This window comes from Parabacteroides chongii (assembly GCF_029581355.1).
Taxonomy (GTDB): Bacteria; Bacteroidota; Bacteroidia; order Bacteroidales; family Tannerellaceae; genus Parabacteroides; species Parabacteroides chongii.
Window position 1 is genome coordinate 461,039 of record NZ_CP120849.1, and the last position, 16,034, is coordinate 477,072.

The window sequence follows — 16,034 nt, forward strand, 5'->3', positions numbered from 1 at the left end:
CAATGAAAAAAATATTTTCCTATATTATAATCTGTTCATCCCTGCTGATGGCTTCGGGATGCGGCGAGGACTATCTGGAAAGAGTTCCGACTAACAGTGTTACAGACGAAGACCTGTTCTCTACGGTAAATGGTGCGGAAACTGCACTGAATGGCATTCACCGTTCCACGTATGCTTATTATGACAATCACGGACGGTTCGGTCAAAAATCTATCGATATCATTATTGATTTCATGGCGGATGATTATCTGCAATTGGAACGTGGATATGGTTGGTTCGTTTCCTGGTATCAATATCTGAACAACCGGAATATCAACTCTGCTGATCTGGAATTTGCCTGGTCCTACTATTACGATATTATCGATAATGTCAATTTGCTCCTGGCAAACGTAGACAATGCTTCCGATGCAGCATTAAACGAAAGTCTTGTCAAAAATATTAAAGGACAAGCATATGCTTACAGGGCTTACTCCTATTGGCAATTAGTGCAAATGTTCGCTTATCGCTATGATTATAATGGAAATAATACCCAACTGGGAGTTCCATTGGTATTGGATAACAGCGGAGAATCCAAGCCTCGTTCCACAGTTCAGGAGGTTTATGAACAAATCTTCAGTGACATCGATCAGGCAATAACATTACTGACCGAATCAGACGAATCCCGTCCGAACAAATCACATATCAACCTGAATGTGGCACAAGGTTTCAAAGCCCGTTTTGCTTTGACTACCGGTGATTGGGCTACTGCCGCCGATATGGCAAACAAGGCACGTCAAGGCTACGAGTTGACCAGCAACTATAAAAATGGATGGAATGATTCGAATGACAGCGAATGGATTTGGGGAGCCCTTTTGATCGATGAGCAACAGACTAGTTATGCATCTTTCTTCTCACATGTAGACCCTAATTTCGGAGGATATGCCTCGATGGGCAGTTTCAAATTAGGAAGCACGGAGATCATTGATTATATGGCGGATACCGATCAGCGTAAACAATTGTTTGATGAGGACCGTGTAGGCTACAAATTCACTGGTTTCGGAGACTGGACTAACGATTACATCTACATGAAATCCGGAGAAATGTATCTGATCGAGGCAGAAGCTCTCGCGCGTCAGAATAAAGATACAGAGGCACAGGATGTTATTTTTGAACTGACTAAAAATCGTGATCCGGAAGCTCAGAAACCGACTGTAACAGGTGAAGCTTTAATCCAGCACATTTTGATGGAACGCCGTTGCGATCTGTGGGGAGACGGTTTCCGTCTGTTCGATATCAAACGTTTGAATATCGCTATGGACAGACGCAACAAAGGACATAACGAAACATTCTGGGACAAAGCCGGTTACTTTGAAGCAGGAGCAAAAGAACTTCTGTTCCTGATCCCGAAACAAGAAATGGACGCCAATCCGTTGATGGAACAGAATCCATTATAACGAAAAGGATATTCCGTTTTTCAATAAATCAATAAAGCCTTAATTAAAAACCTATTATTTACAAGACACACATTAATTTTGACAGTCGGGATTTGTAGTGATATAAGTCCCGGCTTTTTTAATTCCGTTTTAGCCACAAAGAGAAAAAGCGATCATAAACCATATAAAAGGCTCCTTCTTTAATAACAAAATCTTTCTCCAGCAATCCTTTTAGTGCCGATTGAACCGAACTACTCGACGGCAAACTATATTTATGGATAAACTTTCCGGAAGTCAGCGCCGTTGCTTTTCCTTCCTTACAAATGGCAATCATCAATTCTTTTTGTTTTTCCGGTAATTGATAAAGCAATTCGGAATAAGTAAAGGAATATGAATCCAAAATAAAGTCCACGGCCTGTTCAATCATTTCGCTATTGCAAACCTCTCCTTTCGGAGTCATTGCAAAAAGAATATTCAATATTTTTTGCAGATACCAGGTGATTCCTTCAAAACGATCATACAAAGAATCAATGACTGCAACATCAATATTCTTTTGAGCCATTCTGAAATGATGTTGTGCAAACTCTATGTATTTCTGTTTATCGATTGCCGACAAATGTAAAATAGATACACTTTGATAAAAAGGACGGGCAGGACTAATGAACATTTCTCCCATTAAATGACGTTGTGAGCCGGCAAATATAAAATGAGCATTGTTACAATGCTGGACATAAGTACGTAGCAATGCCTCCGTATTCTTTTCCGGATAATGAGCGACCTGTTGAAATTCGTCGATTGCAACAATACAAGGTTTATCGGATACAGCCAGATAATGAAAGATTTCATCCAAAGTCGTTTCCGGTGATTTGATATCTCCCAGTTCCAAATTCCATTGTGGCATTCCCGACATATCCAATGAGAAACCAGCCTTTAAAGAAACCAAACTATTAACAAACACTTCCCATGCCTTCCGCCCTTTCGGTTTTAAAGTAGTCAGAATCGCTTTTACTAACTGGAAAACGAACTCACGGAGCGTTTTAGTCGCATAAATATCAATCAGGAAGGTATAATAATTCTCCTTTATTTCATTCAATTGAAAACAATGTCGAATCAATCCGGTCTTTCCCATACGCCGGGTAGAGATGATAGCCACATTATTTTCGTTGATCAGCCAACGAAACAACTCTTCCGTTTCCCTTTCGCGATCACAAAAATATTCGGGAGCGATGTAACCACTGGTTACGAATGGATTATTTATCAGTGTCATACAATTTCCTTTTTATGCAAAGATAATTATTATCTTATAATAATCATCATAGTGTAATCGGAATCCGGTTTTAGTTCCATCCGGTAGAAAAAAAAATTCCTTCCGAAAGAAATCTGAATTTCTCCCGGAAGGAATCTTTTTTATCTATAAAGACAACTGTCTTTACTATATACTAAATTATCAGGGTTGTTTTCCGATATAAGCCAGGATACCGCCGTCAACATACAATACATGTCCGTTTACGAAGTCGGATGCATCGGAAGCGAGGAATACAGCCGGTCCCATCAAATCTTCCGGAGTTCCCCAACGGGCAGCCGGTGTCTTTGCGATAATGAAAGAATCGAACGGATGACGTGAGCCGTCCGGTTGAGTTTCGCGAAGCGGAGCCGTCTGCGGAGTAGCAATATAACCCGGGCCGATACCGTTACACTGGATGTTATATTGACCGTATTCGGAAGCGATATTACGAGTCAGCATCTTCAAACCGCCCTTAGCTGCTGCATAGGCAGAAACGGTTTCACGTCCCAGTTCACTCATCATGGAACAGATATTGATGATCTTTCCGTGACCTTTTTTGATCATGGAAGGGATAACTGCTTTTGAAACGATGAACGGAGCATTCAAATCCACATCGATCACCTGACGGAATTCGGCAGCTGACATTTCATGCATCGGAATACGTTTGATAATACCTGCATTGTTTACCAGGATATCGATCACACCTACTTCTTTCTCGATCTGGGCAACCATTGCATTTACCTGCTCTTCGCTGGTTACATCGCAAACATATCCTTTTGCATCGATGCCTTCCGCTTTGTAAGCAGCCAGACCTTTATCCACCAATTCCTGTTTGATATCGTTGAAAACGATCTTTGCACCTGCCTGGGCAAAGGCAGTGGCCAGTGCGAAACCAATTCCGTAAGAAGCACCTGTTACAAGTGCCACTTTTCCTTCTAATGAGAAATTTACCATTTTAGTATTCGATTTATTTTAAGTCTGTAATTTTAGAAAAATCCTGATCGCCATAATCGAGGTTCTCACCACCCATACCCCAGATAAAAGTATAGTTGTGAGTAGCAGCCGCACTGTGGATAGACCATTCGGGAGATAAGACAGCCTGGTCGCCTTTCATCCAGATATGACGAGTTTCGTCTACTTCACCCATAAAGTGACAGATAGCCTGATCTTCAGGGATATCGAAATAGAAATAAGCTTCCATACGACGGCTGTGAACGTGTGCAGGCATCGTGTTCCATACACTGCCCGGTTTCAGTTCGGTCATACCCATCTGCAACTGGCAGGTCGGCAATACCTGATTCACGATCATCTTGTTGATATTACGGTCGTTCGACATTTCCAGCGAACCCATAGCGGCCACAACGGCATCCGCCTTCGTCACTTTCTTATCCGGATAGTTACGATGAGCCGTGGTAGAATTGAAGTAGAACTTAGCCGGATTCTTCGGATCCTTGCTTTCGAAAGTTACTTCACGGTCGCCCGAACCCAGGTAAAGCGCTTCTTTAAAATCCAGTTCGAATGTAGCATCACCGGCTTTCACAATACCGGGACCGCCAACACTGAAAATACCCATTTCACGACGGGTCAGGAAATAAGGAGCTTTCAACGGATCGATCGCTTCCAGTTTCAATACTTCGCCGACAGGCATAGCGCCACCTACGATCATTCGGTCGTACATGGAATAAACCATATTCACTTCATTCGGTGCGAAAACCGTTTCGATCAGGAAATCCCGACGAATACGTTTCGTATCATATTGCTTTGCATCTTCCGGATGCGCAGCATAACGCAATTCATAATTTGTTTTCATCTTCTTATTCTATCTTTAATTTTCAATTTTCAATTCTCCATTTTCAATTACTTAAGCGCATGATCTGCTTTTACATCGCTCTCACCTTTCCAGGCACGCAGGTTCGTCCACTCCGTATAAGGAGCCGACCAAAATTCGTTGGAAGCAGGCAATCCCAGCGCCAACAAACCTACAGAACATAAATAGACGCTCCCCGTATTTATATAAGATTCTGACATATCGATTTGTTCACCGGTAAAACCGACACGCAACCAACCGTTTGAATCAAAGTTCTTCGGCGACTTCATCTGGTTGCGGATCACAGCAGTCATCGCACAACGCACCTGCGCCGGTTTCACCCGTTCCGGCAATACCTGCATCAAACTAGCCTGTGCCAATGCATGGAATGCTCCAAAGCGGTAAACAATGGAACGGCCCACTACCGGGAAAGTTCCTTCCGGAGAGATAAAACGCTCCAGCTGTTCAGCATAACGAGTCAGGCGAGGTAACTGTTTTTCAGCAAAATCCGCACCTTCCAGATTATGTTTTTTCATGATCAGCAATACATCTGTCAACATCGGGTGGATCACAAAACTATTGTAGTAGTCCATATGAAAAGCCGGCCCGTCACCATACAGTGCATCTCCTTTATACCAATCATCACGGAATTTTTTAACACCATATGTCAGACGATCCATATCACATTCACCTGTAAACTCCAACAGGGCAGCCTCAACCATAGATGCGAACAACAGCCAGTTATTCTCCCAAGGCTTAATAGAACGACTGCGTTTAAACTCTGTGATCATCCATTCTTTTGCCTGTGGATCCAAATTATCCCACAATTGCGTTCTTGCACGCAAGAGACCCTGTGCCAGAAAAGCGGCATCCACCAAAGGCTGATAAGGTTTTCCAAACACCAGATAGTCGGGAGATTCCGGATTCACAGCATTCTTCAGACCTTTTACAGCCAGTTTGATATATTTATCACGCAACTGACCTTCGGGTGTATTATCCGGCCCCAATTCCAACCATGGGGAAATACCGCAGATCAGACGGCCTACAGCTTCCAAGTGAGCAAAATCACTCCTGTCTTTCGACAGAGATTCGTAAGGCATATTCTTTTTAAGCGTATTGTTGCTCAGGTTCGTCAATACCGGATCCGCAATACGGGTCAATGTTTCTACCCAAAAAGCACGGTCTTCCACTCCGCTCTGCTGTGCTTTACCATGGAAAGATAGGCACAGGAAACATACTAAAAAAGCGGTTGTTTTTATCAGATTAGTCATAGGGTCTTATTTATCTGTTAGTTTTTTTAAACGCATCAATGCTTCCACATAATAATAGTCGGCATAACTCAAAGGCACGTCTACTTCGCTGTTACCAGGGAAATGACCGGTAGAATGCATCAAAGCAAAATTACAATTGGTACCTTTTGCAGCCAGGTATTCCGGACTTGTCAGCGAGCGGACCTGCTGTTCTGCAAAATCAAGATAGCTCTTAGCTTCCGCACTCTTATCCAGCTGGCTCAGTTCGATCAAAGCCGATGCCATAATAGCTGCGGCAGAGGCATCTCTCGGTACATTCGGAATCCCCGGAGCATCAAAGTCCCAATACGGCACTTTATCAGCCGGCATATTCGGATTGTTCATGATGAATGCAGCGACATGTTTTGCCTGATCCAGATATTCCGGTTTTCCTGTTTCACGGTACATCATGGTAAAGCCATACAAAGCCCACGCCTGTCCGCGAGCCCATGCAGACTCGTCTGCGGCTCCCTGATGCGTCTGTTTCTTATGAGGAACACCGGTTATCGTATCATAAGACACCACATGATAACAGCTATAATCATCACGAAAATGATTGTTCATTGTTTTATCGGCATGGGAGATAGCCATCTTACGGAAACGGTCGTCACCGGATGCTTTCGAAGCCCAGCTGAAAAATTCCAGGTTCATCATATTATCAATAATGACCGGGAATTGCCATATCTTTTTATTGAAGTCCCAGGAACGGATGGCTCCTACGCGTTCGTCATAGCGAGTTGCCAGCGAATTCGCTCCGGTCAGCATTACATCTTTATATTCCGGTTTTCCGGTCAGGCGGTATCCATTACCATAGCTACAATACAACATAAAACCGACATCATGGCTGTAAGTGATATTTTTCACTTCCTCTACACGATCGGTATACATTTCAGCATATTTTTTCAATTCCGGTGTCGGATTGTTTTCGTACAGATACCATAACTCACCCGGGAAGAAACCGCTACACCACCAGCTATAGTCACTGGTTTCGAGTGTCCCCTCTTTGTTGATCGCTTTCGGCAGACGACCTTCCTGATTCTCCAGGTCTTTTGCCATTAAAAGAGCTTGTTCAGTCGAGGCCTTCAGACCACGGTCGATTACATCTGCGATAGGTTCCTGTTTGGGTTGCGAATCACAAGAAGCCAACAAGGCTGTGAACGCAAACACTCCGTACGAAAGAAATTTGTTCATGATAAAAATAGATTATTAAGTTTTTAAGTTTGTGGCAAATATACAGGTTTAAATTCTAAAATTCTACATAACCGCTCAAAAAAGGCAATAACCTTGAATTTATGATAAAAAAAGAGCTAAAGCTTAACCTCATTCTCTGCCTGTAATATTTTTGCAACACCAATGTAACATTTACTTCAAAGCGCCTTAACCTGTTCTTAATACATGTTACCTTACTTTGCACTCAGAACAAACAGGTAAATGACGTGAGAAAGTTTTTTGAAAAAATTGTAGAAGGAGGACTCCTGATCAGTGGAAGTGTAACCAGTTTCACGATTCTATTGATTGTCTTTTTTCTTTTTAAAGAAGCATCCGGTCTTTTCAGCAGTCCGGTAGTTGAAGAAGGATATGTACTTGCTGTGAATAAGGGGAATGACGTAAGTCATCTTTCACCGGAAACGATCATGGATATTTTCGATGCCAAGATAACCAACTGGAAAGAGGTGAACGGCAAAGATGAAGAAATCCTTGTTTTCCGTTTTTCCGATCTGACACAGTATTACAGTGAAGAAGAACTGGGCGACGAATTCCAGTATGTCCCCGAAAAGATCAGTGAACTGGTCAGCAAAGAGCCGGGAATAATTGCTTTCTTCCCTCAACAATATCTGGCTGAGCCTTTTGACGGGACAGTCCTCCCGGAAGAAAAGATCTCACTCTCCGATTTCTTTGCCGGAACAAAATGGTACCCGACCTCAGCACCAGCTCCTATCTTCGGATTGATCCCGTTATTATTGGGAACCTTGTTGGTCAGCATCGGGGCAATCGTTCTTTCTTTACCTTTCGGTATAGCAGTTGCCATCTACCTGGCTGAAATAGCCAACAAACGCACCCGGGAAATACTCAAACCGGTTATCGAACTTCTGGCAGGTATTCCTTCCGTTGTATATGGCTTTTTCGGACTAGTGGTAATTGTCCCGTTGATACAAAAAGGACTGAACCTTCCGGTCGGAGAAACAGCTTTTGCCGGCAGTGTCGTTCTGGCTATCATGGCATTACCGACCATTATCACCGTTGCAGAAGATGCTATGCGCACCACACCGCGGGCAATGAAAGAGGCTAGCCTCGCATTAGGAGCCACCCAATGGCAAACAATTTATAAGGTAATCATTCCCTACTCCATTTCGGGTATCACCTCAGCAGTGGTTCTCGGTATCGGCCGGGCTATCGGCGAAACAATGGCCGTACTGATGGTAACAGGGAATGCCGCAGTCATACCGACCTCGTTCTTTGAACCGGTACGAACCATCCCTGCTACGATCGCAGCCGAACTGGGAGAAGCTCCGGCCGGAGGCGCTCATTATCAGGCTTTATTCCTGCTGGGAGCCGTTCTGTTCATTATCACATTGATATTAAGTATCACGGTAGAATATATTTCATCCAAAAGAAAAATCTAAATAAGTTATGGCACCTATTCTGAAACTAGGCAATATCGATATAAAGAAACGGACTTCACAGAAACTGGCATTCGGCATATTTACGCTTCTTAGCTATCTGGTCGTCGTTATTCTTTTCCTCATCCTCGGATTTATCATTATAAAAGGAGGTAAAGTAATCAGTTGGGATTTCCTTACGGAAGCTCCCGCAGAAGGAATGACTGCCGGAGGGATTTATCCCGCCATCGTCGGTACGCTTTACCTGGTACTGGGTAGTAGTCTGATCAGCTTTCCGATCGGGATCATGAGCGGTATTTATATGAATGAATATGCGACAAACGGAAAACTGATCCGTTTCATCCGTATCATGACAAACAATCTGAGCGGTGTCCCTTCAGTGGTGTTCGGTTTGTTCGGTATGTCCCTGTTTGTTGTTACATTGGGGTGGGGAGACTCGATCATTGCCGGTTCATTCACACTGGCATTGATGTCGTTGCCGCTGATTATCCGTACCACGGAAGAGGCCTTGAAAAGTATCGACGACTCGTTCCGTCACGGGAGTCTGGCACTGGGAGCTACCAAGTTACAGACTATCCGGCGAGTGGTACTCCCGATGGCTTTTCCGAATATCATTACCGGGCTGATCCTGTCGGTGGGACGTGTATCGGGAGAGACGGCTCCTATCCTGTTCACTGTAGCCGCCTACTTCCTGCCTCAGCTGCCGGAAAGTATCTTTGACCAATGTATGGCATTGCCTTACCATCTGTACGTAATTTCAACCAGCGGTACGGACATCGAAGCATCCCGTGGAATGGCCTACGGAACAGCATTGGTCCTGATTGCAATCGTGTTAGTTGTCAACTTACTTGCCAATGCACTGAGAAAGTATTTCGCAAAGAAAGTAAAAATGAACTAACCGATATATTACAACTACAACAATAAAAAACAACAAAAAGAATATGATAAAGATTGATGCCCGTAACGTAGATTTCTATTATGGCGACTTCCATGCCTTAAAGAATATCTCGATGCAAATTGAAGCAAACACCTCCGTTGCCTTTATCGGGCCGTCGGGCTGCGGTAAGTCCACCTTCCTGCGATTGTTCAACCGTATGAACGACCTGATCCCCGATACCCGTATGACCGGCAATATCCTGATCGACAACCGTAATATTTATGATAAGGGAGAGAAAGTGGACCAGCTTCGTAAGAACGTAGGTATGGTATTCCAGAAACCGAACCCTTTTCCTAAAACGATCTTCGAAAACGTTGCCTACGGACTACGTGTAAACGGAATAAACGATAACGATTATATCGAAGAGACAGTTGTCAAAACTCTTAAACAGGTAGTTCTCTGGGATGAGGTAAAAGACAAACTGAAAGAGTCAGCCTTCGCATTATCCGGCGGTCAGCAGCAACGCCTGTGTATTGCCCGTGCATTGGCGATCTCCCCCTCTATTCTTTTGATGGATGAGCCGACTTCAGCCCTCGACCCGATTTCCACCAGCAAGATCGAAGATCTGATACACGAGCTCAAAAGCGAATATACGATCGTGATCGTTACTCATAATATGCAGCAAGCAGCTCGTGTGAGCGACAAAACGGGGTATTTTTATCTGGGTGAACTGATCGAGTTCGATAATACACGAAAGATATTTACCAATCCGGAGAAGGAGTCGACTCAGAATTACATTACGGGAAGGTTCGGGTAATTGAAAATCGAGAATTGAAAATTAAAAGATTATATATATATGAAAGTTATAGATCAGGAGATTGCCTCCTTAAAAAACAGTATCAGCGAAATGTGGGCTTTGGTCCACCAACAATTATATAATGCCGGCGAAGCGATGCTTACCGGAGATAAGGAACTGGCTTATAAAGTGATCAGCCGCGAACGTCGTGTGAATGCTTTCGAGTTGAAGATAGACAGCGATTGCGAAGATATCATCGCCCTTTACGCTCCTGTCGCCGTCGACCTGCGTTTCGTTCTTGCCATGTACAAAATCAATACGAACCTGGAACGCCTGGGTGATTTTGCCGAAAGCATCGCCCGTTTTGCAGGAAACCTGCCGGAAGGTGCCCCCGTCGATCCGCAACTGATCAAAGAGACACGGGTAGAAGAGATGCTGAAAGAACTGCTCAATATGCTTACCCTCAGCCAGGAAGCCTTCGAAAAAGAAAGTTCGGAAATAGCCTCCCGTATTTTCCTCAAAGACAACCTGATCGACGAGATTAACCATAACTCCACCCGGATCATTGCCGACTACATCGAGAAACATCCGGGAAGCGCCCTGGTCGGACTTTATATGGCAGGTGTGATCCGTAAGATGGAACGTTTCGGCGACCATTGTACGAATATCGCCGAAGAGTTGATCTTCTATCTGGATGCTAAAGTAATGAAGCATATCGGAAAAACAGAAAATTAAAATAGGCATAAATAAGATTTGTGTTTTACGTTTCTATCTCGTAATATTGTATCCCGAAAAGGGACCAACATCTACAATACTATCGTGGAGATTCATGAAACAGAATTAATAGACGGGTTAAGAAGTGGGGAAAGTAAAGCTTACCGTACTTTATTTGACAACTATTATCATCTTCTATTTCGTATTGCCTGTCAATATGTAAGGGATGATACGGTGGCCGATACCATTGTCGGAGACGTATTATCCCATATATGGGAAACACGCACATCTCTCCGTATTACCTCTTCCCTGCAAGCCTATCTGGTCTGTTGCATACGTAACTATGCACTCAACTACCAGAAGAAAATATTCGCAGACCGGGAGATCAGCCTCGACGACTATGAAGAATATCCGGAAGCGATCCTTCAGGGTCTGTTCCTGTCTGATGAATATCCATTGGGACATTTGCTGGAAAAAGAACTCAGTGAACAAATACTCCGAGAGATAGATAAACTGCCTCGCGAAACCCGGCAGGTTTTTATCTGTAGCCGGATCGAAGAACTAGGTTATGATGAAATAGCCGATAAAGTAGGTATATCCGTCAATACTGTCAAATATCATATCAAGCAGGCTCTTGCCACTCTCCGCAGTCGTATGAAGGGATATTTATCCTCCCTACTTTTCTGATTATTTACTGCCGGATTATTTTTTGAAAAAATATTTCATTTTCCACTACCCTCGCACTATTGGAATGTTGTCTTTAGGGTAAGAAGCAATAAAAATGGATCAGAAAAGACAACAAGAATACTACGACGAACTGATTACCGGCTATCTGAACCGATCGCTTTCCCGTGAACAGGAGAAAGAACTCGGTCGTTGGGTAGCCGCTGACGAGTCTCATAAAAAATACTATTATGAGATGACCGAGTTATGGTTATCCTCATACGACATACATCATAAGAAAAAAAGAAAGAACGAAGCCGTATTCCGCCGTTTCGCCGAACAGGCCGGATTACAGAAGCCTAAGCAGCTGTTCTTACGGAAATATACCCATATCGCAGCCTCCCTGTTAATCGGAGTTTTCCTGGGCAGTGCCGGATTATACCTGTTCGACCGATCCGACCGGCAGGACGACCAGGCGATGGTACGTACCATCGAAGTACCGCTCGGTTCACGCAGCCGTCTCCAGTTGGAAGACGGAACTATCGTATGGTTAAATGCTGGCAGTAAATTCAGTTGTCAGCCCGGATTTTCCCAAAAGAACCGACAGGTAGCTTTGGAAGGCGAAGGCTATTTTGAAGTTGCCCGTAACGAAAAGCTCCCCTTCATCGTCAATGCCAAAGAGATCGATGTAAAGGTATTGGGAACAAAATTCAATGTCAAAGCCTATTCCGACGAACAAGAGATCGCCGTAACCCTGGCAGAAGGTTCCGTGAATATGATCGATAAAGCTGCTCCCTCCAATTCCGTTATCATGGTACCCCAACAGCAAGCTATATATAACAAACTGACGGGAAAAACAGAAGTACGGAAAGTTTCTACGGAGGCTGTCTGTCAATGGACCACAGGAGCACACTTCTTCAACGAGATCAGTTTCGACGAAATTGCCGGACAACTGGAAAAAGCTTTCGACGTAACATTTATCTTCCGTAATCCCGAACGCCGGCAACTTCGTTTCTTCGGAGAATTCCGCAATACGGATACGCTCAACGATATCCTGACAATCATGTCATCCAGTGAAAAATTCACTTACAGGCGCAATAACAATATCATTGAGATATATTAAAACAGTTGATAACCCCATAAAGAAAGGAGAACCAGAAAAGGAAAGAGAAAAGCACAAAAAAAGAGCCGGAAAATGTTCGCACCATTTCCCGACTCACGAGTTCATTAAAACTTAATAGTTAAATTCTAATCACATTACAAAAGTATGGAAAACATTCTTTATAAAGAAAGAAAAATCACGCTAATTGTTTGCTCCAGGCTCCAGGTAGCCCTGTTATGTTTGATACTCTTTACAGCCAGTATCCAGCAAACATTTGCAGCATTACCACAAAATCAAAAGATCACGTTGAATCTGCAGAATGTAACTCTGAAAGAAGCTTTCGAGACGATCAGGAAACAGAGCGATTACATTTTCTTTTTTGAGACCGGAGATGTCGATACCCGGCAAAAAGTCAGTCTGCAAATAAGCAGCGAATCTATCAACGATGTATTAAACCAGGTACTGAAAGGGAAAGGCCTGAAATACGAGATCAAGAACAAGCACATTATCATCAAACCGGAGAAAACACCTCAACCGGCTCAATCATCCCGCCAGTCGGGAACGATAAGCGGTACCGTCACCGACGAAAAAGGGGAACCGATCATTGGTGCCAATATCATGGTCAAGGGGACTACGAACGGGACTGTCACAGACCTGGACGGCAAGTTCACCCTTCAGGCTACTCCCGGCGATATCCTGGAGATCAGTTATATCGGCTATAACCCCTTACAGATAAAGGCAGGTACACAAACGACCCTATCCATTAAAATGACGGAAGACACACAAAATCTGGAAGAAGTTGTTGTCGTAGGATACGGTACACAAAAGAAATCGGACCTGATCAGCGCCATAAGTTCCGTTCGCGGACAAGACCTGATCGAACAACCTGTACCACGTGTCGACCAGTTGCTTCGCGGACGTGTTGCCGGTATGCAGGTCGTTCAGTCAAACGGTACGCCCGGAACATCTTCATCCATTCGTATCCGAGGAGGTAACTCCCTTTCTGCCAGTAACGAACCTCTGTATGTGATCGACGGATTTGTCGATGCCGGTGACCTTAATTCATTAAACCCGAACGATATAGAGTCCATCGAAGTGTTGAAAGACGCAACATCCACGGCCATATACGGTGCTCGTGGCTCCAACGGTGTCATTCTGGTAACAACCAAACGCGGTAAAGCCGGCAAAGCGACATTCGATGTTGAAGCTTCCTACGGTTGGCAAAAACTACCCCACAAAATCGACTTACTTTCAGCAACCGAATATGCATCCTATTTAAACAAAGTAGCCAAGATCAACGGGACGACAATTCCTTATGCCGATCCATCCAAGGTCACAGGTGTTGACTGGCAGGATGAGCTTTTCCGTACTGCTCCGGTTTACAATCTCAACTTTTCCAGCAGAGGCGGTACTGAAAAGATCAAATATCTTGTTTCCGTCAATCATTTTGACCAGGAAGGTATTATGATCGGATCCGGATTCAACCGCACAACATTCCGCACAAACGTGGATGCGGAGATCAAGCCGTGGTTCAGTATGGGAACGACCGTCAGCCTTTCTCATGAGTTCCATGATCTGTCGACCATGCCTTCCGATCCCGACAACCATTTCGAAATGGCTGTATATGGCGTCGGTATGTCTCCTATAGGGAGTGCCGTGAATGAAGATGGTTCATACAACTATACGGAGCCCAGCCGTCCGACCGGACGTAACCCGTTAGCCGAAGCATTGTTGCCGACCGACGAAAAAAACGGATATTATCTGCTGAACAATTCTTATCTACAATTCAAACTCGACCCTCACTGGGTATGGAAATCGACATTAGGTGTAAAGTGGAATTACCAGCGTGAAGATTATTTCTCACCCAGAAAAGGTTCGTACCTGGAAAAGACGAATAGTGCAAAGGCCCTCACATCCGAGAGCCAGGACCTATTGACGGAACATACGTTGACATATAATCTGAAAAAAGAGGTACATTCACTTTCCGTCCTGGCAGGTTTTACCGCCCAGAAAGGGCATGACAAAGGCTTGAATACCGAAGTCTCTAATTTTGCCAATGACATCACAGGCTTTCACGACCTGAATGCCGCACAGGTAAAAGACAAGGTAGAATCCGGTTATCACAACTGGGGATACATGTCCTATCTTTCACGTATTAACTATGCGTACGATAATCGTTACTTATTGACAGTCGTTGCCCGTTATGACGGTTCATCCCGTTTCTCAGAAGGAAATAAATGGGCTTTCTTCCCTTCCGTATCAGTAGGATGGCGCATTACGGAAGAAGCTTTCATGAAAAAGCAATCCGTCATAAACGATTTGAAACTGCGTACCAGTTACGGTCGTGTAGGTAACCAGGCTATCGACATTTACTCCACACAATATCTCTTTTCATCCGGAAGTACGATTCTAGGTGGTTCCCAAATCGTCACCTATACCCCGAGCGAAGTTCCCAATCCCAACCTGACATGGGAAAAGACCGATCAGTTCGACCTGGGTGTCGACTTCTCGCTTTTCAACTCCCGTCTAAGCGGATCTTTGGATTTCTATCATAAGAAGACACGCGATTTGCTTTGGAAAATTTCCGTCCCTTCATACATCGGACAGTCCACACAGCTACAAAACCTGGGATCATTAAAGAATACAGGATTTGAACTTTCACTGAATGCTTCATTGATCGACAATAAGGATTGGAAATGGGATGCAAACTTCAATATTTCAACCAATCGCAGTAAAGTACTGAGTCTAGGACCGGATAAATATAAATACGTAGGAGAACATTGGGGTGGTTATTACAGCAGTATACTGAAAGTAGGCGAACCTATCGGACTTTTTTACGGACAAGTATACGAAGGTGTCCTGACGCAAGAAGAAATCGATGCCAAAGGATTGAATGCCCGTCCGGGAGATGCTAAATTCAAAGATATCAAAGACGATCCCAACAACTCAACGGTCATAGGAAATGCCAACCCTGATTTCTTCGGAGGCTTCGGCACGACGGTCAGCTGGAAGGGACTCTCTTTAAATGCATTCTTCCAATACTCCGTAGGCAACGATGTCTTAAACCTGAACAGTGCTTACTTTCTGCCGGGTAATTCGGCTGTAAACTGCTACCGCGATCTGGCAGAACAGATCTGGACTCCTGAAAATCCGAACACATCGGTAGCTCGCCCGAGTAACGAATACATCTATGCGGTCGACACAAGATTTGTGGAAAACGGCAGTTTCCTCCGGTTGTCGTCCCTGACACTGGCTTACGACCTGCCGATGAAATGGTTGAGCCCCATCGGATTTTCCGCTGCACGCGTCTATGCAACAGGAAATAACCTGTTCAACATCTGTAACTACCGGGGATATGATCCGGAAGTCAGCTTATATTCAAGTAGTCCTATTTTAAGAGGTTACGATTGGGGACAATACCCAATGAACCGTTCTTTCACATTAGGCGTTAAATTTACCTTATAATAC

Annotated in this window: 13 protein-coding genes; 8 read left to right on the top strand and 5 right to left on the bottom strand. The window is 44.1% G+C overall.

Annotated elements, in window-relative coordinates; translation table 11 throughout:
* Positions 1-2 precede the first annotated feature (2 nt).
* Complete coding sequence (locus P3L47_RS02160) at positions 3-1,433, top strand: RagB/SusD family nutrient uptake outer membrane protein (RefSeq protein ID WP_075558894.1); 1,431 nt, start codon at positions 3-5, stop codon at positions 1,431-1,433.
* Between the two features lie 118 nt (positions 1,434-1,551).
* Here the strand turns inward: P3L47_RS02160 and P3L47_RS02165 are convergent, their stop codons facing one another.
* From P3L47_RS02165 to P3L47_RS02185, 5 genes are all read right to left on the bottom strand, one after another.
* A complete protein-coding gene (locus tag P3L47_RS02165; RefSeq protein WP_277782540.1) occupies positions 1,552-2,679 on the bottom strand; it encodes an AAA family ATPase in 1,128 nt (375 codons plus the stop codon).
* Positions 2,680-2,859: 180 nt separating this feature from the next.
* Positions 2,860-3,651: a gluconate 5-dehydrogenase gene (locus tag P3L47_RS02170; protein ID WP_075558896.1), complete on the bottom strand. Its 792-nt coding sequence runs from the start codon at positions 3,649-3,651 to the stop codon at positions 2,860-2,862.
* A gap of 13 nt (positions 3,652-3,664) precedes the next feature.
* On the bottom strand, positions 3,665-4,507 hold the full coding sequence (gene kduI, locus P3L47_RS02175; RefSeq protein ID WP_075558897.1) for a 5-dehydro-4-deoxy-D-glucuronate isomerase: 843 nt from the start codon (positions 4,505-4,507) through the stop codon (positions 3,665-3,667).
* 47 nt (positions 4,508-4,554) lie between these two features.
* Positions 4,555-5,775, bottom strand: a complete 1,221-nt coding sequence (locus P3L47_RS02180; protein WP_277782541.1) for a DUF2264 domain-containing protein — start codon at positions 5,773-5,775, stop codon at positions 4,555-4,557.
* Positions 5,776-5,781: 6 nt separating this feature from the next.
* The gene (locus P3L47_RS02185) at positions 5,782-6,984 is read right to left on the bottom strand and encodes a glycoside hydrolase family 88 protein (protein WP_122363891.1); all 1,203 of its coding nucleotides are present in this window, start codon (positions 6,982-6,984) and stop codon (positions 5,782-5,784) included.
* Between the two features lie 245 nt (positions 6,985-7,229).
* Here P3L47_RS02185 and pstC point away from each other — a divergent pair, with 245 nt between their 5' ends.
* From pstC to P3L47_RS02220, 7 genes are all read left to right on the top strand, one after another.
* Positions 7,230-8,417 carry a phosphate ABC transporter permease subunit PstC gene (pstC, locus tag P3L47_RS02190; RefSeq protein ID WP_122363890.1) on the top strand — a complete coding sequence of 396 codons (1,188 nt, stop codon included), beginning with the start codon at positions 7,230-7,232 and terminating at the stop codon, positions 8,415-8,417.
* 7 nt (positions 8,418-8,424) lie between these two features.
* Positions 8,425-9,312, top strand: a complete 888-nt coding sequence (gene pstA, locus P3L47_RS02195) for a phosphate ABC transporter permease PstA (protein ID WP_075558904.1) — start codon at positions 8,425-8,427, stop codon at positions 9,310-9,312.
* 43 nt (positions 9,313-9,355) lie between these two features.
* Positions 9,356-10,108 (top strand): phosphate ABC transporter ATP-binding protein PstB, encoded by a 753-nt coding sequence (gene pstB, locus P3L47_RS02200; protein ID WP_075558905.1) that lies wholly within the window; start codon positions 9,356-9,358, stop codon positions 10,106-10,108.
* A 39-nt stretch (positions 10,109-10,147) separates the two neighbouring features.
* Entirely contained in the window at positions 10,148-10,822 is a 675-nt protein-coding gene (gene phoU / locus P3L47_RS02205; protein ID WP_075558906.1) for a phosphate signaling complex protein PhoU, read from the top strand.
* Positions 10,823-10,906: 84 nt separating this feature from the next.
* The gene (locus P3L47_RS02210; RefSeq protein WP_233577303.1) at positions 10,907-11,488 is read left to right on the top strand and encodes an RNA polymerase sigma-70 factor; all 582 of its coding nucleotides are present in this window, start codon (positions 10,907-10,909) and stop codon (positions 11,486-11,488) included.
* Between the two features lie 94 nt (positions 11,489-11,582).
* On the top strand, positions 11,583-12,587 hold the full coding sequence (locus P3L47_RS02215) for a FecR family protein (protein ID WP_277782542.1): 1,005 nt from the start codon (positions 11,583-11,585) through the stop codon (positions 12,585-12,587).
* Positions 12,588-12,731: 144 nt separating this feature from the next.
* Positions 12,732-16,031, top strand: coding sequence for a TonB-dependent receptor (locus P3L47_RS02220; protein WP_122363886.1), 3,300 nt, complete (start codon positions 12,732-12,734; stop codon positions 16,029-16,031).
* Positions 16,032-16,034: the final 3 nt, after the last annotated feature.